This window comes from Amycolatopsis azurea DSM 43854 (assembly GCF_001995215.1).
GTDB lineage: Bacteria > Actinomycetota > Actinomycetes > Mycobacteriales > Pseudonocardiaceae > Amycolatopsis > Amycolatopsis azurea.
Genome location: NZ_MUXN01000015.1, coordinates 59161 through 82187 on the forward strand (window position 1 = coordinate 59161; position 23027 = coordinate 82187).

General features: G+C 68.8%; 24 protein-coding genes. 10 read left to right on the forward strand and 14 right to left on the reverse strand.

Translation table 11 applies throughout. The annotated features are described in order from the left end of the window. Positions 1-12: 12 nt before the first annotated feature. Both B0293_RS20235 and B0293_RS20240 read left to right on the forward strand, forming a co-directional pair. Positions 13-903, forward strand: a complete 891-nt coding sequence (locus B0293_RS20235) for an SDR family oxidoreductase (protein WP_005150098.1) — start codon at positions 13-15, stop codon at positions 901-903. Positions 904-917: 14 nt separating this feature from the next. Next, positions 918-1265, forward strand: a complete 348-nt coding sequence (locus B0293_RS20240; protein ID WP_005150097.1) for a darcynin family protein — start codon at positions 918-920, stop codon at positions 1263-1265. Between the two features lie 196 nt (positions 1266-1461). On the opposite strand, the gene B0293_RS20245 is transcribed toward B0293_RS20240, so the two are convergent. The 7 genes from B0293_RS20245 to B0293_RS20275 form a co-directional block, all read right to left on the reverse strand. Next, on the reverse strand, positions 1462-3069 hold the full coding sequence (locus B0293_RS20245; RefSeq protein WP_005150095.1) for an alpha/beta hydrolase: 1608 nt from the start codon (positions 3067-3069) through the stop codon (positions 1462-1464). 156 nt (positions 3070-3225) lie between these two features. After that, complete coding sequence (locus tag B0293_RS20250) at positions 3226-3648, reverse strand: nitroreductase family deazaflavin-dependent oxidoreductase (RefSeq protein ID WP_052014240.1); 423 nt, start codon at positions 3646-3648, stop codon at positions 3226-3228. 46 nt (positions 3649-3694) lie between these two features. Then, the gene (gene egtD, locus B0293_RS20255) at positions 3695-4672 is read right to left on the reverse strand and encodes an L-histidine N(alpha)-methyltransferase (RefSeq protein WP_005150090.1); all 978 of its coding nucleotides are present in this window, start codon (positions 4670-4672) and stop codon (positions 3695-3697) included. Next, on the reverse strand, positions 4669-5433 hold the full coding sequence (gene egtC, locus B0293_RS20260) for an ergothioneine biosynthesis protein EgtC (protein WP_005150087.1): 765 nt from the start codon (positions 5431-5433) through the stop codon (positions 4669-4671). The genes egtD and egtC overlap by 4 nt, the downstream gene beginning before the upstream one ends. Before the next feature lie 5 nt (positions 5434-5438). After that, positions 5439-6788 (reverse strand): ergothioneine biosynthesis protein EgtB, encoded by a 1350-nt coding sequence (gene egtB / locus B0293_RS20265; protein WP_005150083.1) that lies wholly within the window; start codon positions 6786-6788, stop codon positions 5439-5441. Further along, a complete protein-coding gene (locus tag B0293_RS20270) occupies positions 6785-8047 on the reverse strand; it encodes a glutamate-cysteine ligase family protein (RefSeq protein WP_005150081.1) in 1263 nt (420 codons plus the stop codon). Before B0293_RS20270 ends, egtB begins: the two co-directional genes overlap by 4 nt. 130 nt (positions 8048-8177) lie before the next feature. Next, the gene (locus B0293_RS20275) at positions 8178-9101 is read right to left on the reverse strand and encodes a LysR family transcriptional regulator (RefSeq protein ID WP_005150079.1); all 924 of its coding nucleotides are present in this window, start codon (positions 9099-9101) and stop codon (positions 8178-8180) included. A 162-nt stretch (positions 9102-9263) separates the two neighbouring features. Here B0293_RS20275 and B0293_RS20280 point away from each other — a divergent pair, with 162 nt between their 5' ends. Further along, positions 9264-10454: a Glu/Leu/Phe/Val dehydrogenase dimerization domain-containing protein gene (locus tag B0293_RS20280; RefSeq protein WP_005150075.1), complete on the forward strand. Its 1191-nt coding sequence runs from the start codon at positions 9264-9266 to the stop codon at positions 10452-10454. Between the two features lie 96 nt (positions 10455-10550). On the opposite strand, the gene pip is transcribed toward B0293_RS20280, so the two are convergent. Next, the gene (pip, locus tag B0293_RS20285; RefSeq protein WP_005150073.1) at positions 10551-11543 is read right to left on the reverse strand and encodes a prolyl aminopeptidase; all 993 of its coding nucleotides are present in this window, start codon (positions 11541-11543) and stop codon (positions 10551-10553) included. Between the two features lie 238 nt (positions 11544-11781). Here pip and B0293_RS20290 point away from each other — a divergent pair, with 238 nt between their 5' ends. After that, positions 11782-12615: an SCO6745 family protein gene (locus B0293_RS20290; protein ID WP_039915070.1), complete on the forward strand. Its 834-nt coding sequence runs from the start codon at positions 11782-11784 to the stop codon at positions 12613-12615. 4 nt (positions 12616-12619) lie between these two features. Here the strand turns inward: B0293_RS20290 and B0293_RS20295 are convergent, their stop codons facing one another. From B0293_RS20295 to B0293_RS20310, 4 genes are read right to left on the reverse strand one after another with little or no spacing between them, the layout of a single operon-like run. Further along, complete coding sequence (locus B0293_RS20295; RefSeq protein WP_077241343.1) at positions 12620-13351, reverse strand: ESX secretion-associated protein EspG; 732 nt, start codon at positions 13349-13351, stop codon at positions 12620-12622. Positions 13352-13375: 24 nt separating this feature from the next. Beyond that, entirely contained in the window at positions 13376-14719 is a 1344-nt protein-coding gene (locus B0293_RS20300) for a hypothetical protein (RefSeq protein WP_085939568.1), read from the reverse strand. Further along, positions 14716-15342 (reverse strand): DUF3558 domain-containing protein, encoded by a 627-nt coding sequence (locus B0293_RS20305; protein WP_039915066.1) that lies wholly within the window; start codon positions 15340-15342, stop codon positions 14716-14718. Before B0293_RS20305 ends, B0293_RS20300 begins: the two co-directional genes overlap by 4 nt. 2 nt (positions 15343-15344) lie before the next feature. Then, positions 15345-15743: a hypothetical protein gene (locus B0293_RS20310; RefSeq protein WP_005150061.1), complete on the reverse strand. Its 399-nt coding sequence runs from the start codon at positions 15741-15743 to the stop codon at positions 15345-15347. A 202-nt stretch (positions 15744-15945) separates the two neighbouring features. Between B0293_RS20310 and B0293_RS20315 the strand changes: the two genes are divergently transcribed. The 5 genes from B0293_RS20315 (at position 15946) to B0293_RS20335 (ending at position 20780) form a co-directional block, all read left to right on the forward strand. Beyond that, positions 15946-16542, forward strand: a complete 597-nt coding sequence (locus tag B0293_RS20315) for a TetR/AcrR family transcriptional regulator (protein WP_005150059.1) — start codon at positions 15946-15948, stop codon at positions 16540-16542. Positions 16543-16705: 163 nt separating this feature from the next. Then, positions 16706-18052 (forward strand): hemolysin family protein, encoded by a 1347-nt coding sequence (locus tag B0293_RS20320; RefSeq protein WP_039915063.1) that lies wholly within the window; start codon positions 16706-16708, stop codon positions 18050-18052. Then, positions 18049-19092, forward strand: coding sequence for a hemolysin family protein (locus B0293_RS20325; RefSeq protein ID WP_005150058.1), 1044 nt, complete (start codon positions 18049-18051; stop codon positions 19090-19092). The genes B0293_RS20320 and B0293_RS20325 overlap by 4 nt, the downstream gene beginning before the upstream one ends. Then, the gene (locus B0293_RS20330) at positions 19089-20000 is read left to right on the forward strand and encodes a hypothetical protein (RefSeq protein ID WP_005150057.1); all 912 of its coding nucleotides are present in this window, start codon (positions 19089-19091) and stop codon (positions 19998-20000) included. The genes B0293_RS20325 and B0293_RS20330 overlap by 4 nt, the downstream gene beginning before the upstream one ends. Before the next feature lie 93 nt (positions 20001-20093). Then, entirely contained in the window at positions 20094-20780 is a 687-nt protein-coding gene (locus B0293_RS20335; RefSeq protein WP_245191805.1) for a hypothetical protein, read from the forward strand. A 66-nt stretch (positions 20781-20846) separates the two neighbouring features. Here the strand turns inward: B0293_RS20335 and B0293_RS20340 are convergent, their stop codons facing one another. Together B0293_RS20340 and B0293_RS20345 are read right to left on the reverse strand one after the other, a co-directional pair. Continuing rightward, on the reverse strand, positions 20847-21674 hold the full coding sequence (locus tag B0293_RS20340) for an aldo/keto reductase (protein WP_005150051.1): 828 nt from the start codon (positions 21672-21674) through the stop codon (positions 20847-20849). A 48-nt stretch (positions 21675-21722) separates the two neighbouring features. Then, positions 21723-22550, reverse strand: coding sequence for a helix-turn-helix domain-containing protein (locus B0293_RS20345; RefSeq protein WP_005150048.1), 828 nt, complete (start codon positions 22548-22550; stop codon positions 21723-21725). 111 nt (positions 22551-22661) lie between these two features. Between B0293_RS20345 and B0293_RS20350 the strand changes: the two genes are divergently transcribed. Continuing rightward, complete coding sequence (locus B0293_RS20350) at positions 22662-23024, forward strand: nuclear transport factor 2 family protein (protein ID WP_005150046.1); 363 nt, start codon at positions 22662-22664, stop codon at positions 23022-23024. Positions 23025-23027: the final 3 nt, after the last annotated feature.

The window sequence follows — 23027 nt, forward strand, 5'->3', positions numbered from 1 at the left end:
GGAGTAATTCCCATGCACGTATTCGTCACCGGAGCGACCGGCTGGATCGGCTCGGCCGTCGTGGACGAGCTGCTCGACGCCGGCCACGAGGTCACCGGCCTCGCGCGCTCGGACGCCTCCGCGGCCACGCTGGAGCGGAAGGGCGCCCGGGTCCGCCGCGGCGACCTGGACGATCTCGACGGCCTCCGCGCGGGTGCCGAGGAAGCCGAGGCCGTCATCCACCTTGCGAACAAGCACGACTGGGCCAACCCCGCCGAGTCCAACCGGGCCGAGCGCGCCGCCGTCCAGACCTTCGCGGACACGCTGACCGGGACGGGCCGGGCCTTCGTGCTCGCGGCCGGGCTTTCGACCCTGGCGACCGGACGCCCCGCCGTCGAGACCGACCTCTCCCCCGCCGTCGGCCCCGACTCGCATCGCGGCGGCGCGGAGAACCTCGCTCTCGAATACGCCGAAAAGGGCATGCGGGTGATCAGCGCCCGCTTCGCGCCTTCGGTCCACGGCGTCGGCGACCACGGTTTCGTCGCCGGGCTCGTCGCGGCCGCCCGCAAGCACGGCGTCTCCGGCTACATCGGCGAAGGGACCACGACCTGGGCGGCGATCCACCGCACCGACGCGGCCAGGCTGGTCCGGCTCGGAATGGAAGGCGCACCCACCGGCACTCTGCTCCACGCCGTCGCCGAGGAAGCCGTCACCACCAAGGAAATCGCCGAAGCCGTCGGGCGGAAACTCGACTTGCCGGTGGCGTCCGTCGCGCCGGAGAAGGCCGCCGAGCACTTCGGGTTCGTCGCACGGTTCTTCGCGACGGATATGCCCGCCTCCAGCGAGCGCACCCGCGAACTGCTCAAGTGGGCCCCGTTCGGACCGACCCTGGTCGAGGACATCGAAGCCGGCGCCTACGCCTGAAAGGAAGGAACACCATGTCCGAAGTGACCGCCTTCATGCTGGTCAAGACCACCCCCGAATGGCTCGGCCTCACCGTCGAGCAGCGCGTGGAGTCCTTCAAGACCGAGGTCCTCCCGGCGATCGAGAGCAAGGTGAAGGGAGTCCGGTCCCGGTTCTTCGACACCGAGTTCTACTCCGCGCGAGTGACCGACGTGTGGGTGTGGGAGGCCGAGGACCACCACTCGTACCAGCTGCTCATCGAAGCGCTGCGCGAGACGCCGTTCTGGGACCGCTACTTCGAAATCGTCGACCTGCTGGTCGGGGTCGAGAACGCGTACGCCACGAACTACGGGTTGGACGCCTACGCGAGCGTCGACGTCTGAAGCCGAGGGGTGCCAGGTGCACCGGCGGTGTCAGCCGGTGCCCTGGTCACCCACCCGGATGACCAGGGCGAAGACCTCACCCCGGGGCATCCGGCCCTCCCCGCGGAAAACCTAGCGCCGGTTGCTCGGGACCGGTCCCGAAACGCCACGAAGGCCACCGCCGAGACGGTGGCCTTCGTGGTTACGTGCCTTGGTTTCAGGCGGTGGTTTCGAACGGCTGGACGTTCGGCTGGAACACCTGACCGTTGGCCGGGACCTTCAGGTCGATCAGGTAGTCGGCCGTGGCCTTGTCCACCCCGAGCGAGTCACCCAGGATGCAGTGCCCGAAGGCGTCGACCGAGAGCAGCCGGGCGTTGCCCAGCTCGCCGGCCATCCGCTTCGCGAACAGATACTGGGTCGCCGGGTCGTAGTAGTTGCCGATGACCAGCACCGGGGTGTCGGTCTTGGCCTGCCACGGGCCGCGGTAGACATCCGGCTTCTTCGCGGGCCACACCGGGCAGCCCGCCACGTCCGAGAACGCCTGGTAACGACCGAAGGTGGGCGATTCCTTCTCCCACTTCGCGGCGATCTCGGGCACCTTCTCCTGTTTGACCGTGATCTTCTTGTCCGAGCAGTTCACGGCGAAGTAGGAGTCGTCGCCGACGTACGGGCTGTCCGGGTTCGCGTCCGCGCGCCCGTTCGCTCCCGACCGCAGCACCTTCAGCTCCACGGCCTGCGCTGCCTGCGTCTGTGCCGCCGGCGGGTGGACGACGTTGTACAGCGCCTGCAGGTCGTCGGCCAGCGGCGGGAACGACGTCGGCGAGTACAGCACACCGGAAACCGTGCTGGTGAACGCGTTGATGTCGTAGCTGCTGCCGTCCGGCAGTTTGATCGGCTGCTGACGCAGGTAATCGCGGATCTCGTCGAACTTCTCCCGCGGCGTGCCCGAGCTGAACGAGCACTTCGGGCCGACCTGCGCGCACTTGGTCAGGAAACCGTCCAGCGAGATCTCGAACCCGCGGGCCCGCTCACGGTCGTACTGCACGCCGTCGCTGGTGCGCAGTGCCGGGTCGACGTTGCCGTCGATGACGATCGCGCGGCTCTGCTTCGGGAACATCGACGTGTACGTCGACCCGATCAGGGTCCCGTACGAGAAGCCGACGAAGGTCAGCTTCTGGTCACCGACCGCGGCCCGCATCTTGTCGAGGTCGCGCACGACGTCCTTGGTGGACATGTGATTCAGCAGCGCGCCCGCGTTGTTCTTGCAGAACTGGCCGTAGTCACGGTAGGACGCCAGCGTGCCGGAGATCTCCTGCCGTGACAGCGGCACGGGGATCTGCGCGGCGAAGACGTCGTTCGCGTCCTCCTGCGTGGTGAAGCATTTGAGCGGGTTGCTGGCCCCGACCCCGCGCGGGTCGAACCCGATCAGGTCGAACCGGTCGAGCACCTGCGGCTGGAAGTAGTTCGCCCCGCCGATCGGCATCCGGAACCCGGAGCCGCCGGGACCGCCCGGGTTGAGGAACAGCGAACCGACCTTCTTGTCGGGCGTCTTCGCCGCCCGCTTCAGCATCGCGATGTCGATGGTGCCGAGGGCCGCGTTGTCGTGGTCGATCGGCACTCGATACCGCGCGCAGCTGTAGAACTTGACCTGATCGGCGGGAACACCGCGGAGCTGGTCCGCCGTGCAGGCACCCCAGGCCACCGGCGCGGTCACGCCGACCTGGGCGGCGGACGTCCCGGCTTCCGGAGCGGCGACCGCCGTCCCGGACGCACCGGTCAACGCGGCGCCGGCCACGAGTGCCCCTACCAGTGCGAAACCGCGCACCGGCCTCCTTGTGGATCTCGGCAAAACGACTCCTCCCTCGGCTGGCGACGTGAGAGACCACGTCGCACGATGCGCCGCCGACGTCACGGCGCGTAACACCAAGCGAGCCTCGCACAAGCCGGTAACCCAGTCACCGGCCGAAAGGATGGTACGAACCTATCGAGTGGTTGTCTTTAACTCGAAAATCGGTAACACACGGCGAGCGGCGTCGGCCTCCATGGAGTAACCGGGCCAGAACTCCAGCAGCAGCTTCCACATCGCCTCGTACTCGTCGCCGAGCAGTTCCCTGGCCCTGACCGGGATTTCCTTTCCCGCGAGCGCGACGACCGCCGCGGGTTCCGAACGCAGGTTGTGTGTCCACGCGGGATCGTTCGGCCTCCCCCAATTGGAGCCGACGAGCACGAAGTCCTCATCGTGCGGGAAGTACAAAAGGTTGGTACTACGGGGCAGGCCGCTCTTGCGGCCCGTCGTGGTCAGCCGCAGGGAAGGGAGCCCGGCCAGCGCGACCAGGCTCACCTTCCCCTTGAACAGCCGGTGGAGTCTCTTGTCCACCCAGATGATCCCGCCCGCGAGCCCCATCAGCCACGGTTTGGTGCCGAGCACGCGGGCGAGCGAGGTGAAGGGGTTAGTCACGGACAGATCTTGCCAGGCTCACCCCGAACCGCGACGCCGAGTCCGTCCACCATTGCTCGACCGCGAAACCCGTTTCGGCCAGTTCCGCGGCGATCCCCTCCCGCCGGAACTTGGCGGAGATCTCGGTGCGCACGTGTTCGCCCGCGTCGAACTTGACCTGCAGGTCGGCACCCGGGATGTCGACGGTCAAGGCTTCACGGGCTCGCAGGCGCATTTCGATCCATTCGTTCTCCTCGTCCCAATACGCGACGTGGTCGAAGGCGGCCGGATCGAAGTTCGCGCCCAGGCTGTTGTTGATCACGTGGAGCACGTTGCGGTTGAACTCGGCGGTGATCCCGGCCGCGTCGTCGTAGGCGCGTTCGAGGGTCTCCCGGTCCTTCACCAGGTCTGTCCCGAGAAGGAGCCATTCCCCTTCGTCGAGTACTTCCCGGACAGAGCGCAGGAACACGGCACGGTCGGCGGGGAGGAAGTTCCCGATCGTGCCGCCGAGGAAGACCACCAGCCGCGGCCGGTCACCCGGCAGCAGGTCGAGATGCCGGGTGAAGTCGCCGACCACACCACGGACCTCGAGTGACGGGTAGTCGGCCGTGATGGCTTCCGCCGCTTCGGCGAGCGCGGACTCCGAGACATCGAGCGGCACGAACTCCTTCAACGTGCCGTGGCTCGTGAGCGCGTCGAGCAGGAGCCGGGTCTTCTCGCTGGACCCGGAACCGAGCTCGACCAGGGTGTGCGCGCCGGAGCTCTCCGCTATCCCGCCGCCGCGCGCGGCGAGCACCTCCCGTTCGCTGCGAGTCGGGTAGTACTCGGGAAGGGCGGTGATCTTCTCGAACAGTTCGCTGCCGCGCGCGTCGTAGAACCACTTGGGCGGCAACCACTTCTGGTCCGCTTCCAGGCCGGCGCGGACGTCCGCGCGCAGCTGTTCGGTGATGTCCGACTCGCTGTGGTGTACGTCGAGATCCACTTCGGTCATCGTGCCTCAGGGCTCCGATCGGCTTCGAGGGGAAGGATTCGCACGCCTTCGCCGGTGACCCGGACGGCGTGGTGGTCGGGAACGGGGATCCAGCCGGGGTCGTCGTCGCACGGTTCCGACGCGACGAGCACACCTCCGCCGATGTCCCGATAGGACAGTGAATGCGTCCACGCCGTGCCGATGAGTGTCCGGCCTTCGGTCAGCAGGAAGTTGAGCCGTGAGCCCGGCGCGGCCTCCTCGACCGCCCCGGTCAGCCACGTGACGGCCGCGAGCGGGTCTTCCCCCGCTTCGAGCCGCTCACGCAGCAAAGCCCACAGCAGCACAGAATCCGTGGTCGCCTCCATGGTCAGGAGGCGGGTGATCGGCAGTTCGGCGGCGAGTTCGGCCACCGAATCCGGCCAGCCCCTCACCACCCCGTTGTGGCTGAAGAGATAGCCGCCGCCGGTGAACGGGGCGTTCGCCGCCTCGACCACCGGCATCCCTGTCGTGCCGTTGCGAACCGCCGCCATGAAGGCGGGTGACCGCACCGAACCGGCCAGCGCGGGCAGATCCCCGTCCGTCCACAAGGGAGCGGACCGGCGCAGCCGCAGCGGATCGGGGGCCTCGGCGTACCAGCCGAGGCCGTACCCGTCCGCGTTGACCGAACCGCCCCCGCGCATGTCGGCCGGGGCGTAGGACTGCACAAGCAGCGAATGAGGGGCGTGAAAAAGCGTCTCGGCGGGCGAACGCGGCTCGCCGAGATACGCGAGATGACGGCACATGCCGCTCAGGCCACCTCGCCAGGTCGTGCGTCCCGGGCACAGCGGAACCCGGAGAAGATCTGCCGCCGGATCGGATGGTCCCAGTTGCGGAACGTACCGCGGATGGCCGCCGCGTCCGTGCCGAACGAGCCACCGCGCAGGATCCGGTAATCGCCGCCGAAGAACACCTCCGAGTACTCCTTGTACGGAAACGCGGTGAATCCCGGATATGCCTCGAATCCGCTGCTGGTCCACTCCCAGACGTCGCCGATCAGCTGGTGCACGCCCAGCGGTGAGACACCGGCCGGGTACGCGCCGACCTCGGCGGGCCGAAGGTGCCGCTGCCCGAGGTTGGCGTGCTCGGGCCTGGGTTCCTCGTCACCCCAAGGGAACCGGCGTGAACGGCCGGTCGCCGGGTCGAACCTGGCGGCCTTCTCCCATTCCGGTTCCGTCGGCAGCCGACGGCCCGCCCAGGCGGCGTACGCCTCGGCCTCGTGGAAGGAGACGTGGACGACGGGTTCCCCCGCGGGCACCTTCTCGTGGACGCCGAACCGCGTGCGCCACCAGCCGTCCTGTTCGCGGTTCCAGAAACGCGGCGCGTGGATGCCGCGCTCGCTGCGGTACGCCCAGCCGCGTTCACTCCACCACTTCGGGTCCTCATAGCCTCCGGAGTCGAGGAACTCGATGTACGCCCCGCAGGTGACCGGCGTGGTGTCGATGAAGAACGCCTCCACCGCGACCTCGTGCGCCGGGCGCTCGTTGTCCAGCGCCCACGGTTCGGCGGAGGTGCCCATGGTGAAGGCACCGCCGGGCACGAACACCTCGGCGAGCAGGCGTCCGGATCGCGACGGCGGCGGAGCGGGCGCGTGCAGCACCGGATCGCCCTTGCGGAGCTGGTGGGTGGCCAGCATCGTCTCGTCGTGCTGCTGCTCGTGCTGGGTGATCATGCCGAAGGCGAAGGCGTCCTCGGTGAGCCGCCTGCCTTGCAGCGGAACCTTTTCCAGGATGTCGAAGGATTTCTCCCTGACCTCCCGGACGTATTTGCGTGCTTCCTCCGGGCTCAGCAGTGGCAGCTCCGGGCGGTCCGCGCGGGCGTGCTGGAACGCGTCGTAGATGTCGTCGATGTCCGGCCGGAGCGCCTCGCGCCCGCCGACGTCGCGGACCAGCCAGAGCTCTTCCTGGCTGCCGATGTGCGCGAGGTCCCAGACCAGCGGCGACATCAGTTTCGAATGCTGGCGGACCAGGTCTTCGTCGTCGACGTCGGTCAGCGCGACACTGCGCTCGCGCGCCCTGGTGAGTGCCTCGGCGGCGTGAGCCCGCAGGTCTTGCGGGCTCAGCGCGCGAAGCGGGTTGGTCTCGGTGCTTTCCACGCTCATGACTGCCGGCTCCTCGAACCCCGCACGAGGGACTGCACGCCCTCGCTGATCTCGGTGATGGTCTCCGGCGGCAGACCGGTCGTGCCGAGTTCGGCGCAACCGAGGTCCACCACCTTCCTCGCGACGGTGGCGATCGTCCGGTCGGCGAGGCCGAACCGGGCCGCGCACTCCCATCTGCCCAGTACCGGTTCGCACAGCTCGAGCACCTTGTCCACTGTGGACGGGCGCGCGAGCAGTGCGGCCAGCAGGGCCACCGGGTGCAGCCACCGGGCGGCGGGCTGGGCGTCCAGGTAACGGATCTCCAGGTACCCCTGTGGACGGACCGGGGTGAAGAAGGTCGTCAGGTGATAGGCCAGATCGTCCTCGGTCGGCCTGCCGAGTCCGGCGCCCTCGCCCCGCCCGTCGATCCAGTCGGCGAAGGTCAGGGAATCGGGCGCGTCCCAGCGGCCGTCGCCGCCGGGAAGGACCATCAGCGGGGTGTCCAGGATCCTGCTCGCCCACTCCCCCGCCGGATCCTTGGTCGGTTCCGCCGACCGGGTGCGGACCCTTTCGGTGTCCATCACGGCCAGCCAGCGCGCGGACGCGTGGCCGGTGTCGCGTCCGGCGTGGATCCGGGAGTTGGCGAAGGTGGCGAGCAAGGGCGGGCCGAGCGCGTGGACGGCGGCCCAGCGGTCGGCCAGATCGCCCGCCTCGCCGGTGTCCACACAGACCTGCAGGCCCGCGGTGCTGCACATCATCGTCGCGCCCCCGGCGCCCATCGGGGCGAAGCGGCGTTCCATCGCGGCGTAGCGGGGTGTGCCCAGTTTGCGGACGGGGGCCCGATACCTGTCTATCCCGGTGTCTCCCAGGAACAGGCCTTGGGCGGCGAGAAGGGTTTCGAGGTGGGCCAGATCGGCCGAGACGACGGCGTCCAGGTGACGCAGTGTGGTCTGGGGTTGAGCGGAGATCTCCACCTGGCATCCGGGCTCGAGGCTCAGCGGTGAACCTGCCGGAAGCGGGAGGGCGGGGCTGTCGGGGCGCAGTGTCCGCGGGGTGTGCGGGCCGAGCGCGGTGGCGAGATCGTCGGGATCGAGGGGCCGGGCGGGCTCGTCGGCGTAGTGCACGGTGAATTCCAGCTCCACGCCGAGAAGTCTCGGCGGCCCGTGCTTGAAGCACACGGAAGCCACGTACGCCTCACCCTCGGCGCGGTCCGACAGGACCTTCGCCGTCGCGTTCGACGCGCTCCCGGACTTCTCGGGGAAATCATGAACAGTAGTCATCTTTCCGTCGTCCAGTCGGTTGTCCGATACCTGAGAAACCTTGACTTCGGACGCTACACGCGGGGTCCGACAAATTCAGGTGCGTTCTTGCCGGGCAGGATCGGCGGACCACCTCTTAGGACCGGACGAATCAGGGCAAAGCGGCCTCGGTTCCCAGGCCCAGTGCCACGGCGGCGTCCCGGACCGCCCCGATGACCAGCTGCAGGGCCGGGCGCCGTGACGTCGTCGTCCGGTAGGCGATCGAAACCGTTCGGAGCAATGGTGTGGTCAACGCGACGACGTCGATCCCGGGAGGACGGAGACCGAGCCCGAGATCCGAAACGAGGGTCACCCCGAGCCCCGCCCGGACCATCGCCATCGCCGTCGACTGCTCCTCGACCTCGTGGTTGATCTTGGGTTCGAACCCGTGGCGGTGACACGCGGTGCGCACCGCGCGACCGAAGTGACTCTTCGGGCTGGCGAGGATCCAGGGATGCTCGGCCAATTCGGGCAGGGACGCGCTGCCTGCCGGAACGGCGCCGGCGGGCACCGCGGCGTGCAGCCGTTCGACCGCGATCACCGCGCGCTCCAGTCCGGCGTCCCACGGCATCGGCGCGTCGGAGTAGTCGATCACGAACGAAAGGTCCAGTTCGCCGTCGCGGACGGCGTCGGCGGTGTCCTCGGGCGCCAGCTCGCGGGTCCGGACCTGGATCCCCGGATGCGCACCCGCCAGTGTGGTGAGCGCATGCGGCAGCAGTCCCGAAGCGACCGACGCCCACACCCCGGCCATGAGCCGGACCGAAACGGTCTCCTGTGCCTCCTCTAGGGCCAGCGTCGCCCGTTCGACCGACCCCAGGATCTCCTCGGCGTGTTCGGTGAGCAACAACCCCAGTTCGGTCAGCTGCACTCGTCTGCCGAATCTCTCGAACAGCTTCGCGCCCACGTCCCGCTCCAGCTGCGCCAGCTGCTGCGAAACAGCCGAAGCGGTGTAATGCAGCGACGCCGCCGCGGCCGTGACGGTGCCGCGCCGGCTCAGTTCGCGAAGCATCCGGAGGCGGTGCAACGAAAGCTCCATGCCCCCAACGTAATCGGGTGCGGTCGCGGATGCCGGGTGACGCGTTACACCAGTTTCTCTGCACATCATCGTTCAGATTCGGTAAATGGACGCCCGCCCCCGGCAGGGCGCACCCTCGGAAGTGGCGCAGGACGACCCCGAATCCCCGAAGGAGGTGGCCGCATGGCCGCGAGGAACGCCGAACCGCTGATGAGGCTCATCTGGACCGACCCCGTCACCGGTGCCACCGGCTTTCTCGTTGTGCACAGCCTGGTCTCCGGCATCGCGACCGGCGGGACCAGGATGCGCGCGGGCTGCACGATGACGGAGGTCGAGGACCTGGCGAGGGGGATGGCGAACAAGACCGCGACCTTCGGCCTGCCGGTCGGCGGGGCCAAGGGCGGTATCGACTTCGACCCGAAGGACGACCGCGCTTTCGGTGTGCTGGAACGGTTCTGCGCGTTCCTGCGGCCGTGGATCGACAACCACTGGGTGACCGCCGAGGATCTCGGCGTACCGCAGCACCTGATCGACGAGGTGTTCGCGAAACTGGGGCTCGAGCAGTCGTACCACGCCGCGATCCGCCGTTCGGCCGATCCGGCGCACACCCTTCGCCGCGTGCAGGCCGGGTTGAGCACCCCGGTCCCCGGCGGGCTCCTGCTCGGCGACGTCATCGGCGGCTACGGCGTCGCACAGGCCTGCCTCGGGGTCGCCGACGCGTGGGAGTGGCCCGCCGAGAAGACGACGGTCGCCATCCAGGGCATCGGCACGATGGGCGGCGGCGCGGCCTGGTACCTGCACGAGGCCGGGATGAAGGTCGTCGCGGTCGCCGACGCGGCCGGGACGCTGTACCGGCCCGAAGGCCTCGACATCCCCGCGCTGCTGGACCTGCGTGACGAGTACGGCGAGATCGACCGCGGCCGGCTCCCCGCCGACGTCCGGCTGCTCCCCCGTGACGAGATCGTCTCGACGGACGCCGACATCTTCGTCCCGGCGGCGATCTCCTACGCGCTGCGCGCCGGGAACCAGGGCATGGTCAGGGCGAAGGTCGTCATCGAGGCGGCCAACGCGGCGACCACCCCCGACGCCGAGGCGGGCCTCGCCGCCCGTGGCATCCCGGTGATCCCGGACTTCGTCGCCAACGCGGGCGCGGCGGCGTGGGCCTGGTGGCTTCTGCTCGGCGAGGTCGGCGCCGATCCCGCCGACTCGTTCCAGCGACTGCGGACGGAGATGCGGGCGAAGGTGGCGCTGCTGCTGAGTTCGTGGAACCTCGACCGGATCGCTCCGCGCACCACCGGCCTGCGGCTGGCCGAAACCACCCGTTCGGACGCGGCCACCACCCCCGAGTCCGCCCCCGTGCTGGTCATTCCCTGACGCTTTTGCCCACGACCACCTACTCGTTCCGTGAAGGCCTCCTTGAGGGACCCTGGGTCCCTCAAGGAGGCCTTCACGGACTTGGGATTCGGTGCTTCAGGAGGCGAAGCGGTCGGTGGCGCCGATGAGGACTTCGCGCATCGGCTCGTCCTGGGTGCTGTGCCCGACCTCGTCGATGACGACCAGCTCGCTGCCCGGCCACGCGTGCGCCAGTTCCCACGGGGTACCGATGAGATTGCTCAGGTCCAGGCAGCCCTCGGCGAGCACCGCCGGGATGTGGGCCAGCGTCTTGGCCTCCCGCAGGACCACGCCTTCGTCCAAAAAGGACCCTTGGCTCCAGTAGTGCGTGACGAGCCGGGCGAACGCCAGCCGGAACTTCGGTGTCTCGAAGCTCTTGTACGGCGGGGAAGTCGGGATGATCGCGTCCTCCCAGGCACACCAGTCGGCGGCCGCCTTCTCGTGCACCGCGGGATCCGGATCCATCAGCAGCTTGAGGTACGCCGCCGCCAGGTCGCCGTCGCGGTCCTCCTCGGGAACACCCTCGCGGAACTTGGCCCAAGCGTCGGGGAAGACACCTCCGAGACCGCGGGTGAGCAGGTCGGTCTCGCTCCGGCGCCCGGTGGCCAGGCCCATCAGGACCATCTCCGAGACGCGGTCCGGATGCCGCTCGGCGTAGACCAGTGCGAGCACCGAGCCCCAGGAACCGCCGAAGAGCAGCCACTTCTCGATGCCCAGATGCTCGCGGAGCCGCTCCATGTCGGCGACCAGGTGGTCGGTGGTGTTCGCCGAGAGGTCGGCCTCGGGCTCACCCGCGTGCGGTGTGCTCCGGCCGCAGCCCCGCTGGTCGAACAGCACCACGCGGTACTTGGCCGGGTCGAAGTAGCGGCGCAGACCGGCGCTACAGCCGGTTCCCGGGCCACCGTGCAGCGTGACGGCGGGTTTGCCGTCGGGGTTCCCGCAGACCTCCCAGTACACGAGGTGCCCGTCGCCGACGTCGAGCATCCCGTGGTCGTACGGTTCGATTTCCGGATACAGCCGTGTCACGTTCTCGTCCTCCCAGACCAGCCAGAAATACAACAGCGCTGTCACAATAGCGGTGACGGGTCCTCCGGCGCGCGGGGTTTGTCGCGCGGGGTGAGCGGTGGGCCGGGGTGGTCGTGAGTGGCAAGTGGGGTCAGAACACGACTTGCCACTCACGACCCGCTGTACCGAGCACGCGGCCGCCGCCGAAATCTTTCGAAGCCCGGGTGTCGGATCCGGCACGAGCCGTTCGTGGAGAGGGTGAGCAGCCGCCACGAGAGCGCCGCCACAAGCCACAGGGGATGAGATGTCGCACCCGGAACCCGTTGCCCGCCGCATGTACGACCTGATCGAGCCGCTGGGTCTGGTGCCCTATCTCGCCGACGAGTCGGACCAGGCCCTGATCGCGCTCGGCCTGCGCAACCAGTGGGACGCCTACTTCGCCGGACGCGCCGCGCCGTTCGGCCGATCGGTGCCCGCCGAGGTGATCCACGCGGTGTTCTACAACTTCGCCCCGGGCGAGGTGGCGCGCCACCTCCCGAAGGTCTGGGAGCTGACCACGCCCGAGGCCGCGCTGGCCGCCCGTAAGCGGGGATGCGTCGCGGGGCTACGGCGCATCCTCGGTGACCTCGCCGACGGCCCGGGTGTCGAGCGCGCCGCCGACCTCCTGCTGAAAGCCGCCACCAGCGCGCCTGTGGAGGGACGTGCCCTCTTCGCCGCCCTCCGCACGGTCCCGGTGCCGCAAGAACCTCTCGCCCGGCTGTGGCACGCGGCCACGCTGGTGCGCGAGCATCGCGGCGACGGCCACATCGTCGCTCTGGTGGCCGAGGGTATCGGCGGCACCGAGGCCCACGTCCTCCATGCTCTGTCCATCGACATGCCCGCGTACGAGTTCGGCCGGGTAAGCCATCTCCCGGCCGCGCAGCTGACCGCGGTCATCGACGGTATGCGCGAACGGGGTCTCATCGGGACCGACGGCTGGCTCACCACCGCCGGCCGGTCCGCGAAAGAACGCGTCGAGGCGTTGACCGACCGGCTCGCGGAGGCGCCGTACAACGCGCTGGACGCGGACGAGTTCGGCCGTCTGGTCAGCGACCTCGAGCCGATCTCGACCGCCGTCCAGGCGGAGTTCCAGTGGTGACGGTCTAGGCCCCTAAAGTCCCGGTTATGTGGCGGAGCGCGTCCGCGAGCTCCGCCTGACCGGCTGGTCCGATGTGGACCACCGCGTCGTTCCCATGCCCGGTCGTGTAACTGAGGTACCGGCCCCAGTCGGTGTCGGCGTAGTGAAGCGGATCCTCGACGGCCACGTGCCTGCCGACCTCGTCCCGCTTGCCGACGTAGAGCTCACCGCTCCCCTCGACCGGCCGTTGCACGAGGCTGACGATGTCGGCGATCACCGGCGGCAGCGAATGCGTGTCCGGGCCGCGCCGGGCCGCCTCTTCGAGCTCGTACGCACGGATCGTGCGCAGCCTGCCGCCGCCGGCGGGAACGGGCGGCAGCTGCTCGATCAGCGTTTCGGGCAGCCGCCGCCGGTCGATCTCCTGGATGCCGACCCACTCGCCGGACGACACCGCCAGCACCGCCTGCAAGCCCAGCGAGGCGGCGAGGAGGCCGTACGTCTCACCGCCGGTGTTCACCCAGCCGTAGTACTCGATGGCCGGTTTCGTGAGCACCGGGAGCCAGTCCAGGAAGTCGACCGACGCGCGGCCGCTCGAGTCCAGCAGCCCGGCTTGCGCCAACGCGGCTTCCACTCGCTTGTCCGCCTCCGCGCGGGCCGTCCTGGACAGCCAGCGCGGTTCGGGACGCAGCGTGATGTGCAGGTCGCCGACGCGTTCACGTTCGGCGAGCACGGCCAAGGCTTCGACCGGGACGTCCACCCGGCCTGTTCTGACGGTCATCCGCTACTCGCCGATGACCGGCGGGCTGGTGCGCTGGTCGGTGCCGAAGATCGCGTCGGGGTCGGCCTCGATCAGGTAGTCGGGACGCTGGTGCTCGTCGTCCTCTTCACCGTCGGCGCGCCTGCCGCCTGCCCCCATCGGGCCCATCTGACCGCCGCCGCGGCCCGCCGCGCCACGGCCACCGGCCAGGTGGTCGGCGCCACCCATGCCGCCGCCGAGGCCACCCATACCGGAGCCCCGGCCACCGCCGAGACCGCCGGAACCGGTTCCGCCGGGACCGCCCGCGCGGCCGCCGGTGCCGCCTTCGCCGCCGAGAAGCCTGCCCGCGGCACTGTTGGGACCGGGGACGTTACGTCCGCCGCCGCCACCGGGCTGGTTGGGACCGCCGCCACCGGGGCCGTAGTTCTGGTTGAGCCCGTTGGTGAGGCCGACGACGTCTTCCAGGTCGCCGTTTCCATTGCCGCGTCCGGTGTTCCGGCCCGGGATCTCCGTGGTCCCGCCACCGGGCCTGCCGCGGCCGCCGCCGGACGGGAGCGTGGTGTCCCCCGGGCCCGGCTTCCTCGTGGGGTTCGTGATCTCCGGGGGGACCGGCCGATCCTTCGGGTTCACCGGACGATCGTCGGTCGAGCCCGGCTTGGTCTGGTTGTGGTCGCCGCCCGGCTTGTTCCGGTCGGTCCCGGTGCTGTCCGTGCCGCTGGTGTCGGTGCCGTCGTTGTCGTCCCCGCCACCGTTGCGACCCGGCTTCACCGGCGGGAGGACGGGCGGCGGCTTGATCGGCGGCGGACCGCCGCCGACCTTGACGCTGACGTTCGCGCCGTCGTTCTTCAGCACGCCGTAGTCGGTCGGCAGGCTGGAGCGCGTGCTGCTGGTGACCGAGTCGTACTGGTCCATCACGCGGACGTTGTTCTGGTTCGCCGCCTCGTGCTTCGCGACGCCTTCCTGGTAGTTCTTGATGTCGTTGTTGACCATGAACGGCCCGGCGATCGGGATCGCGCCCTTGAGGCCGGTGGTCCAGGGGTTGGGCTTGTCCGGCTTCGGGGGCACCGGGACGACGGTCTGCCCGGAATCGTCGAAGCTGTCGGCCTGTGCCATGACCGAGGCCTTCGTGGTGAACAGCGGATCCGCTGTCTCCTTGAAGGCCTGCTCCAGCGGGCCCGCGCCGGCGTTCGCCGCGTCCGCGGCGGAACCCGTCCAGGACGACGCCATCCGCGACTGCAGCCCCTTGATGGCCATACCGCGCTCGACATAGGCATCCGAGAGTTCCGCGACGCGGTCGGCCGCGCTGCGCAGGTTACGGGTGTCGCCCTGGGTGAAGTTCTCGTAGATCTGCTTGCCGTCCACCCTCATGCCCCCTTGAGTGTCTTGATCACGGCCGACGCGAGTTGCTGCGCCTTCCCGCACGAATCCTGTTCGTTGTCGTAGCCCTTGGCGAGGGTGCTGATCGTCAGATCGTCGGCGACGCCCACCGCGAGGTCGCAGTTACCGCTCGCTCGCCTGTCCTGGATTCCGTAGTAGACGGTCGGATAGCCGTCGACTTCAGGGCCGGGCTCAAGGAACCTCAGTTGCCCGGCTTTCTTGGCCTTGTGCAGGCCGGCGATACCGCCCATGCCCTTTTCGCGGTTCCCGCTGCCGAGGATGATCAGCAGGCTGTCGGCCTTGCCGCGGATCTGCCAGCTGCAACCGGGATTGCTGCCTTCGCTCTTCGCTTCGCCGGGCGCGGTGAACCCCAGTTCCGCCGCTGCGGCGGCGGGAAGCAGCTTGCACACGTCACCGGTGTACGCCGAGGCGTCCAGCGGAGTCGTCACCTTCGGAACACTGGGGTCATCAGGCGCGGCGGACGAACCCGACGACGCCGACGTTCCCGGAGTCGGCGTAGCCGTACCGGGAGTCTCCCCTGTGCAACCCGCGACAGCGACGGAAACGAGCACGAGCGCCGCGACCGCGGCGCGATTCCTCAACACGTTCGGCATCCTCAGGTCGTGCGCATGGTGTTGGCCTGATCGGTGGCCATGGTCTTCGAACGGGCCACTTCGAGCTTCGCGATGTAGCCCTCGATGTAGACCCTCATCGACTCGTTCTGCTTTTGCAGGCCAAGCAGGGATTCGATACCCGAGTCGACGTAGCTGGAGCTGGCCTCGTCCTGACCCGGCGGCATCAGGTCAGCGACGATCATGTCGATCTTGTCACCGTCGTCGTTGACCTTCTTCAGCTCGTCTTCCCAGAGCCCGATGACGGTCTTCAGCTCCTCCGGGCTCATCTCGAACCCGCCGCCACCGCCGCCCCCACCGCCGTAAACGGTCGGTTCCTTCGGCGTGGTGAGGTCACCCCAGACGGCCTTGATCGCGCTCGCGGCGTTGTCGATGATGTTCACGCCCGTACCTTCCCCTCAGCACTCACTCACCGTGATGGACAAAGAGTAGCCAAGCTGCCGACGGCGTGTCAGCCGATCCGGCCGAGTGATCGGACGTGTTTCGCGGCCGCCCGGTTCCCGGACGGACCAATCACCGCGCGAACTGGTCACAGTACGTACGTACGGATTGCAATAACCGGGTTCCCGGTGACAGGATTCCAGGATGCCACGGGTCAGCCAGGATCACCTCGACGCACGCCGGCGCCAGATCCTCGACGGCTCCCGCGTGTGCTTCGCACGCTACGGCTACGAGGGTGCCACCGTCAGGCGTCTGGAGGAAGCGACCGGCCTTTCCCGCGGCGCGATCTTCCACCATTTCCGGGACAAGGAGTCCCTCTTCCTGGCCCTGGCCGAGGACGACGCGGTCCGCATGGCGGACATCGTCGCCGAACAGGGCCTCGTCCAGGTGATGCGCGAACTGCTGTCGAACCGCAGCGAGCATCCCGCCGACTGGCTCGGCACGCGGCTGGAGGTCTCCCGGCGGCTGCGCACCGACCCCGAGTTCCGCGCCCGCTGGGCCGAGCGGTCCCACCAGCTGACCGCCGCGACCCGCCGCCGTCTGCTGCGCCAGCGCGACGCCGGGATCCTGCGCGACGACGTCGATGTCGACGTCCTGACCGCGTACCTCGAACTGGTCCTCGAAGGACTCGTCTCCCACCTCGCGATGGGCCAGCCCGGCGACGATCTCGGTCCCGTCCTCGACCTGGTCGAGGAGAGCGTGCGGCGGCACCGCGCCCACGCGGCCGGGGGAACACGTTAAGATTGTCCTATCGCCGCAGTACAGCGGCGGTGTCTGTTGATTCCGATCGAGGAGTGACTCTTTTCGTGCGCGACGCGCAGTCACCTGGTGACAGTATCGAGCCGGGTGGCACACCCGGCTGTTCCGCGGACCTTCTTGCCGACCCCGTCCCCGCCGGCAGGAAATGATGGAAATCCTGCTCGCCGTTCTCGGCATCCTTCTGTTCCTTCTGCTGACCGTCGGCACCGGCCTCGCCGTCGCCGCCGAGTTCTCCCTCACCGCGCTCGAGCGCAGCACGGTCGACGCGAACGTCCGCCAGGTCGGCGACCGCCGCGCGCACACCGTGCAGAAGGCGCACCGCACCCTCTCGTTCCAGCTCTCCGGCGCGCAGGTGGCGATCACCATCACCACCCTGATCACCGGTTATCTCGCGGAACCGGTGATCGGTGACCTGCTGCACCCGCTGTTCACCGCCGTCGGGTTCTCCGAAGGCGTTGCGAACGGCGTGTCGCTGGCGGTCGCGCTGATCCTGGCGACGTCGCTGTCGATGATCCTCGGCGAGATGATGCCGAAGAACCTCGCGATCGCCCGGCCGTTGCAGACAGCGCGCGCCGTCGCGGGGTACCACTCGCGGTTCTCTTCGCTGTTCCGCTGGCTCATCACCCTGATGAACAACAGCGCCAACTTCCTCGTCCGCAAGTTCGGCGTCGAACCGCAGGAGGAACTGCGGTCGGCCCGTTCGCCGCAGGAGCTCGGCTCGATCGTGCGCTCCAGCGCCGAAAGCGGAAAGCTCGACACCTCGACGGCCGAGCTGCTGGACAAGTCACTGCGCTTCGGCGAGCGGACGGCCGAGGAGCTGATGACGCCGCGCGTCCAGCTCGAATCCCTCACCGTGGACGAGACGATCTACGACCTCATCGAGATCTCGCGCCGCACCGGCTTCTCGCGTTTCCCGGTCTACACCGAGGATCTCGACGACGTGCAGGGCGCGGTGCACATCAAGCAGGCGTTCACCGTCCCGGCCGCGCAGCGCGCCACGGTGCGGATCGGCTCGGTCATGCGGCCGATCCCGACGGTGCCCGAATCGCTGCCGGGCGACTCGCTGCTCAACCGGCTGCGTGATTCCCGCTTCCAGCTCGCGATCGTCGTCGACGAGTACGGCGGCACCGCGGGGCTGGTGACGCTGGAGGACGTCGTCGAGGAGATCATCGGCGACGTCCGCGACGAGCACGACGAGCGGGAAGAGCCCTCTTCCCAGCAGGTCGGCGCCGACAACTGGCTCGTGTCCGGGCAGTTGCGCGCCGACGAGGTCACGGACGAGACCGGGTTCCGGATGCCCGACGGCGACTACGAGACCATCGCCGGGCTGATCCTCGAGCGGCTCGGCCGGATCCCCTCCCCCGGCGACGCCACCGATCTCGACGGCTGGCGGCTCACGGTGAGCAAAATGGACCGGCTGCGGATCGCCGAGGTCGAAGTACGCCGGGTCAGTGAAAGCCCCGCGCCCGCCGAGCAGGAGCTTGCCCGATGAGCGACTGGTTCAACATCTTCCTCGTCGTGGTCCTGCTGCTGGCCAACGCGTTCTTCGTCGGCGCCGAGTTCGCGCTGATCTCGTCGCGGCGCGACCGGCTGGAAGCCTTGCTGGAGCAGGGAAAGTCCCGCGCCAAGATCGTGATCAACGCGAGCAGGAACGTCTCGCTGATGCTCGCGGGCGCGCAGCTCGGCATCACCATCTGCTCGTTGCTGCTGGGCCGGCTGGGTGAGCCCGCCATCGCGCACCGGCTGGCCGGGTTCTTCGAGCTGTTCGGGATTCCCGAGGTCCTGCTGCACCCGATCTCGTTCGCGATCGCGCTGGCGTTCATCACCATCCTGCACGTCCTCATCGGCGAGATGGTGCCGAAGAACCTCGCGATCGCGGAGCCGGAGCGGCTGGCCCTGTGGCTGGTCCCGGTGCACGTGGCCTGGGTGAAGATCGCCAACCCGTTCATCTGGCTGCTGAACTTCGTGGCCAACTCGCTGCTGCGGCTGTTCAAGGTCGAACCGAAGGACGAGCTCGAAACCGCCTACACCTCCGACGAACTAGCCGAACTGCTCAGCGAGTCGCGCCGCGAAGGACTGTTGGAGCACTCCGAGCACCAGCGGCTGAGCAAGACGCTGTCGTCGGTGGAGAAGACGGTGGCCGACGTGCTGGTCCCGACGGCGCAGCTGACCACGCTGCCCTGCTCGCCCACGCTGGGCGACGTCGAGCGCGCGGTGTCCTCGACCGGGTTCTCCCGTTTCCCGGTGTGCACCGACGACGGGACGCTGACCGGCTACATCCACGTCAAGGACATCCTCGACCTCATGGGCGGGGAGCCGACGACCGTGGTGCCCTCGGACAAGACCCGGGCGCTGACCGAGCTGCACGCCGACGCCCGTCTGGACGAGGCGCTGTCGGCGATGCGCAAGGAAGGCAGTCACCTGGCGCGGGCGTTGAGCCCGGCGGGGGCCGCCGTGGGCGTCGTCGCGCTGGAGGACCTCGTCGAGGAATACGTGGGAACTGTCCGCGACGGCACCCACGTCATGTCATGACCGGCCCGATCGTCCTTCCCGAGCCGGTCTGGCTGGCTCGGGAGGACGACCACGTGACGCGGATGCGGCGCTGGACGACACCGCACCAGCGCCGCCGCTCGCGGGGCGAGAAGCATCCGGTGCTCGACTTCCTCTTCACCTACTACTCGCACCGCCCCGGGCATCTCGAACGCTGGCAGCCGGGGCCGGGCGTGGTGCTCGAAGGCGCGTCCGCGCGCCGGTTCCTGGACCGGAAGGGCTACGTCGAGACGCCGGACGGCGTCATGCTGGATCCGGCGGGCTTCACCGAGGGCCGGGCCAGGACCGCCGAATTCGTCCTCGGGCTGCTTTCCGCGACCGCGTCCCGGGCACCGAGGCTCAGTTGTTTCGGGCTTCATGAATGGGCAATGGTTTACCGGGAATCGGCGAATGAGGTGCGTCACTCACAACTTCCGCTCCGGCTGGGTTCGGCCGGAACGGACGGCGTCGTCGAGTCGCTGGAGATCCGCTGCGGACATTTCGACGCTTTTCGGTTCTTCACCGAGCCCGCCCGGCCGCGCAACACGCTGCGGCCGGAGCGGGAGAACCAGGCCGAGTTCGAGCAACCCGGCTGTCTCCACGCCAACATGGACCTCTTCAAGTGGGCGTACAAACTCGACCCGTTCGTGCCCGCCGAGCTGGTCGGGGACTGCTTCGAGCTGGCGGCGGACATTCGCGCGCTGGACATGCGGGCCAGTCCCTACGACCTCGCGGCCTTCGGCTACTCTCCCGTCCGGATCGAGACCCCGGAGGGCCGGGCGGAGTACGCCCGCGCGCAGGCCGGGTTCGCCCAGCGGGCCGCGCCGCTGCGTGAGCACCTGATAGCGCATTGCCAACGACTTCTGCGCGAGTTAATGAAGGTGCCCGCGACACGCGGAAAACAACTGTGAGTCGTCGCATTCCCCGTAACACCCTCCCCTGTTAGAGTGATAACGGTTTGATTGCATACGCAGCGCGAGCGCGCACGTTTCGAAAGGACAACGATGGGGCGACACAGCGTGGCCGAGGAGCCGGTGCCGCATCCCCTCGACCCGCCGAAGCGGCCTCAGGGTCGTGGTGAGGCGACCGGCTCGCACCGGATCGTCGGGAAGAAGGCACCACGGCGCAAGGTCGCCATGTGGCCCATCGCCGCTGTGGTCCTGGTGGCGCTGATCGCGATCGGCGTGTTCGGCTGGAACTGGGCGGACGGGGAGCTGAGCACCCGCGCCGAGGCCCAGGCCAAAGCCTGTGTCGCAGGTGACACCCCGATGCGGGTGGTCGTCACCCCCAGCATCGAGAAGCCGGTCCGGGCGGCGGCCGAGCGGTGGAACAACGCCGCGACCGTGGTCCGCGATCACTGCGTGGTCATCCAGGTCGACGCCCTGTCCTCCGCGGCGGTGCTCGACGGTCTCGTCGGCCGGACGAACCTCGACTCCATCGGCGGCCTCCCCGCCGCCTGGATCCCCGAGTCGTCGTACTGGGTGACCGAGCTGAACACCGCGAAGCCCGAACTGGTCGGTTCGCCCGCCCAGTCGGTCGCGACGGCGCGTTCGGCGGACTACCCGCTCGTCGGGCTCGCCGGCAAGTCCATCGACGAGGTCCAGATGCGCGCCTCGCAGACGTTCCGCCAGTTTTTGCAGCAGCCGGCCCAGCAGGCGGACTTCGCCGCCGCGGGCATCAAGGCCACCTGAGGTCCCTGGAAGTACATGAAGGCCCCCTTCCTCGCGCCTGGCGCGAGGAAGGGGGCCTTCATGTACTCAGACCAGGTCGAAGGTGTCCGGGTCAGGGCCGGTGCGCGTGCCATCGTCGAAGTCGGCGAGGGCCGCGAGATCGTCGTCGGCCAGTTCGAAGTCGAGGACGTCGAGGTTCTCGCGGATCCGGGACGGTGTCACGGACTTCGGGATGGCCACCGTGCCGAGCTGCAGATGCCAGCGCAGCACCAGCTGCGCCGGGCTCTTGCCGTACTTGGCCGCCAGCGCGGTCAGCGTCGCGTCCGAGAGCAGTGACCCCTGTGCCAGCGGGCTCCATGCCTCGGTGACGATGCCGTGCTCGGCGTGGAACTCCCGTAGTGCTTTCTGCTGAAGCCGGGGATGCAGCTCGACCTGGTTGACCGCGGGCACGATCCCGGTTTCCTCGAACAGCCGCCGCAGATGCGGGACGTGGAAGTTCGAGACCCCGATGGCTCGCACGCGGCCGTCGGCGTAGAGCTTTTCCAGCGCCCGCCAGGTTTCGACGTACTTCCCGCGGGTCGGCATCGGCCAGTGGATCAGGTACAGGTCGACCCGGTCGAGGCCGAGCTGCGCGAGGCTCGCGTCGAACGCCCGGAGCGCCTCGTCGTAGCCGTGGGCCGGGTTCGGCAGTTTCGTGGTGATGAACAGTTCGTCGCGGGGCACACCCGCCGAGCGGATCGCCTCACCGACACCGGCTTCGTTCCGGTACGACGCGGCGGTGTCGATGCTGCGGTACCCGGCCTCGACGGCGGTCCGGACGACCTTGGCCGTGTCGCCCGCGGGCACCTGCCAGACACCGAAACCGAGTTGGGGGATGGCTACCTCGTTGTTCAGGACGACGGAAGGCACGGCCATGGATGAAGAATCCTCACTGGGCTCTGCGGCAGGGCTTCTTGCCCAGCATCATTCCACCCCGCGCGCCGCGTACGCGCGCAAGTACTCGGCCGTGGCCGTGTCGGCCGGGAAGAACGACTCGATCACCAGCTCTGAGACCGTGATGTCCAACGGGGTCCCGAAAGTGGAGACAGTGCTGAAGAACGTGAGATCGACATCCTTGTGGCGCAACCGCAACGGAACGAAGATGTCGCCCGGTCCGGGGACCTCCACCTCGGGGACGGGATCCGAGCACGGATAGGTGAGCAGCTCCTCCAGCAGCCCGGTCAGCACCGGATCGGCGGTCTGGGCCACCTGCCGCCGCAGCCTGCCGAGCAGATGGGCGCGCCACTCCCCCAGGTTGAGCACATGCGGCGCCATCCCCTCGGGATGCAGCGTCAGCTTCAGGACGTTGACCGGCGCGGCCATGAGGGCGGGCGAGACCAGGTCGGTCATGATCAAGACGCTCTCGTTGGCGTCGACCAGGTTCCACCAGCGGTCGACGACCGCGGCCGGGTACGGCTCATGGCTGGTCAGCAGCTGACGGACGGCCTTGCGGACAGCCTCCATCTCAGGGGCACCGAGGCCGCTTTCGGCGTACGCGGGCGCGTAGCCCGCCGCCAGGAGCAGCTGATTGCGTTCCCGCAAAGGAACCTCCAGGTGTTCACCGAGCCGCAGCACCATGTCGCGGCTCGGCTTGGACCGCCCGGTTTCCACGAAGCTCAGATGCCGGGTGGAGATCTCCGCCGAGATCGCGAGGTCGAGCTGGCTGATCCGGCGGCGATCGCGCCATTCCCGCAGGAGTTCACCGACGGGTCGGCTCGCGCGGCTCGCGGTCACTGTGGTCGTCACGATCACGAACCTACGGCCACGGCAGCCGGTCCGCCATTACCTCCCGCGTAATCGACGAGACCCACCCTCGGCCGACAGAGTTGCCTCATCGGTTACCCACCAACGAAAGAGGACGCCATGTCGGACATCCAGCGCATCGCCGAGCAGTACATCGCCGTATGGAACGAGATCGACGCCGACAAGCGCCGCGCTCTCATCGCCGAAGTGTTCACCGAGGACGCCGTCTACACCGACCCGCTCAACGCCATCACCGGCCACGACGGTGTCGACGGCATGGTCGCCGGTGCGCAGGCCCAGTTCGGGGGACTGAAGTTCAGCCTCCCCGCGGCCCCCGACGCGCACCACGACATCGCGCGTTTCCAGTGGTATCTCAGCCCGGCGGGCGCGGACGAGCCGCTGGCGATCGGCTTCGACGTCATCACCGTCGAGGACGGGCGGATCAAGCAGGTGCTGGGCTTTCTCGACAAGATGCCCGGCTGACCA

Coding starts and splice junctions, on each gene's coding strand:
- B0293_RS20235 (WP_005150098.1), top strand. CDS start 13: ATGCACGTATTCGTCACCGGAGCGACCGGCTGGATCGGCTCGGCCGTC.
- B0293_RS20240 (WP_005150097.1), top strand. CDS start 918: ATGTCCGAAGTGACCGCCTTCATGCTGGTCAAGACCACCCCCGAATGG.
- B0293_RS20250 (WP_052014240.1), bottom strand. CDS start 3,648: ATGGGGCTCGCGGGCGGGATCATCTGGGTGGACAAGAGACTCCACCGG.
- egtD (WP_005150090.1), bottom strand. CDS start 4,672: ATGACCGAAGTGGATCTCGACGTACACCACAGCGAGTCGGACATCACC.
- egtC (WP_005150087.1), bottom strand. CDS start 5,433: ATGTGCCGTCATCTCGCGTATCTCGGCGAGCCGCGTTCGCCCGCCGAG.
- egtB (WP_005150083.1), bottom strand. CDS start 6,788: ATGAGCGTGGAAAGCACCGAGACCAACCCGCTTCGCGCGCTGAGCCCG.
- B0293_RS20270 (WP_005150081.1), bottom strand. CDS start 8,047: ATGACTACTGTTCATGATTTCCCCGAGAAGTCCGGGAGCGCGTCGAAC.
- B0293_RS20275 (WP_005150079.1), bottom strand. CDS start 9,101: ATGGAGCTTTCGTTGCACCGCCTCCGGATGCTTCGCGAACTGAGCCGG.
- B0293_RS20280 (WP_005150075.1), top strand. CDS start 9,264: ATGGCCGCGAGGAACGCCGAACCGCTGATGAGGCTCATCTGGACCGAC.
- B0293_RS20290 (WP_039915070.1), top strand. CDS start 11,782: ATGTCGCACCCGGAACCCGTTGCCCGCCGCATGTACGACCTGATCGAG.
- B0293_RS20300 (WP_085939568.1), bottom strand. CDS start 14,719: ATGAGGGTGGACGGCAAGCAGATCTACGAGAACTTCACCCAGGGCGAC.
- B0293_RS20305 (WP_039915066.1), bottom strand. CDS start 15,342: ATGCCGAACGTGTTGAGGAATCGCGCCGCGGTCGCGGCGCTCGTGCTC.
- B0293_RS20315 (WP_005150059.1), top strand. CDS start 15,946: ATGCCACGGGTCAGCCAGGATCACCTCGACGCACGCCGGCGCCAGATC.
- B0293_RS20320 (WP_039915063.1), top strand. CDS start 16,706: ATGATGGAAATCCTGCTCGCCGTTCTCGGCATCCTTCTGTTCCTTCTG.
- B0293_RS20325 (WP_005150058.1), top strand. CDS start 18,049: ATGAGCGACTGGTTCAACATCTTCCTCGTCGTGGTCCTGCTGCTGGCC.
- B0293_RS20330 (WP_005150057.1), top strand. CDS start 19,089: ATGACCGGCCCGATCGTCCTTCCCGAGCCGGTCTGGCTGGCTCGGGAG.
- B0293_RS20335 (WP_245191805.1), top strand. CDS start 20,094: ATGGGGCGACACAGCGTGGCCGAGGAGCCGGTGCCGCATCCCCTCGAC.
- B0293_RS20340 (WP_005150051.1), bottom strand. CDS start 21,674: ATGGCCGTGCCTTCCGTCGTCCTGAACAACGAGGTAGCCATCCCCCAA.
- B0293_RS20350 (WP_005150046.1), top strand. CDS start 22,662: ATGTCGGACATCCAGCGCATCGCCGAGCAGTACATCGCCGTATGGAAC.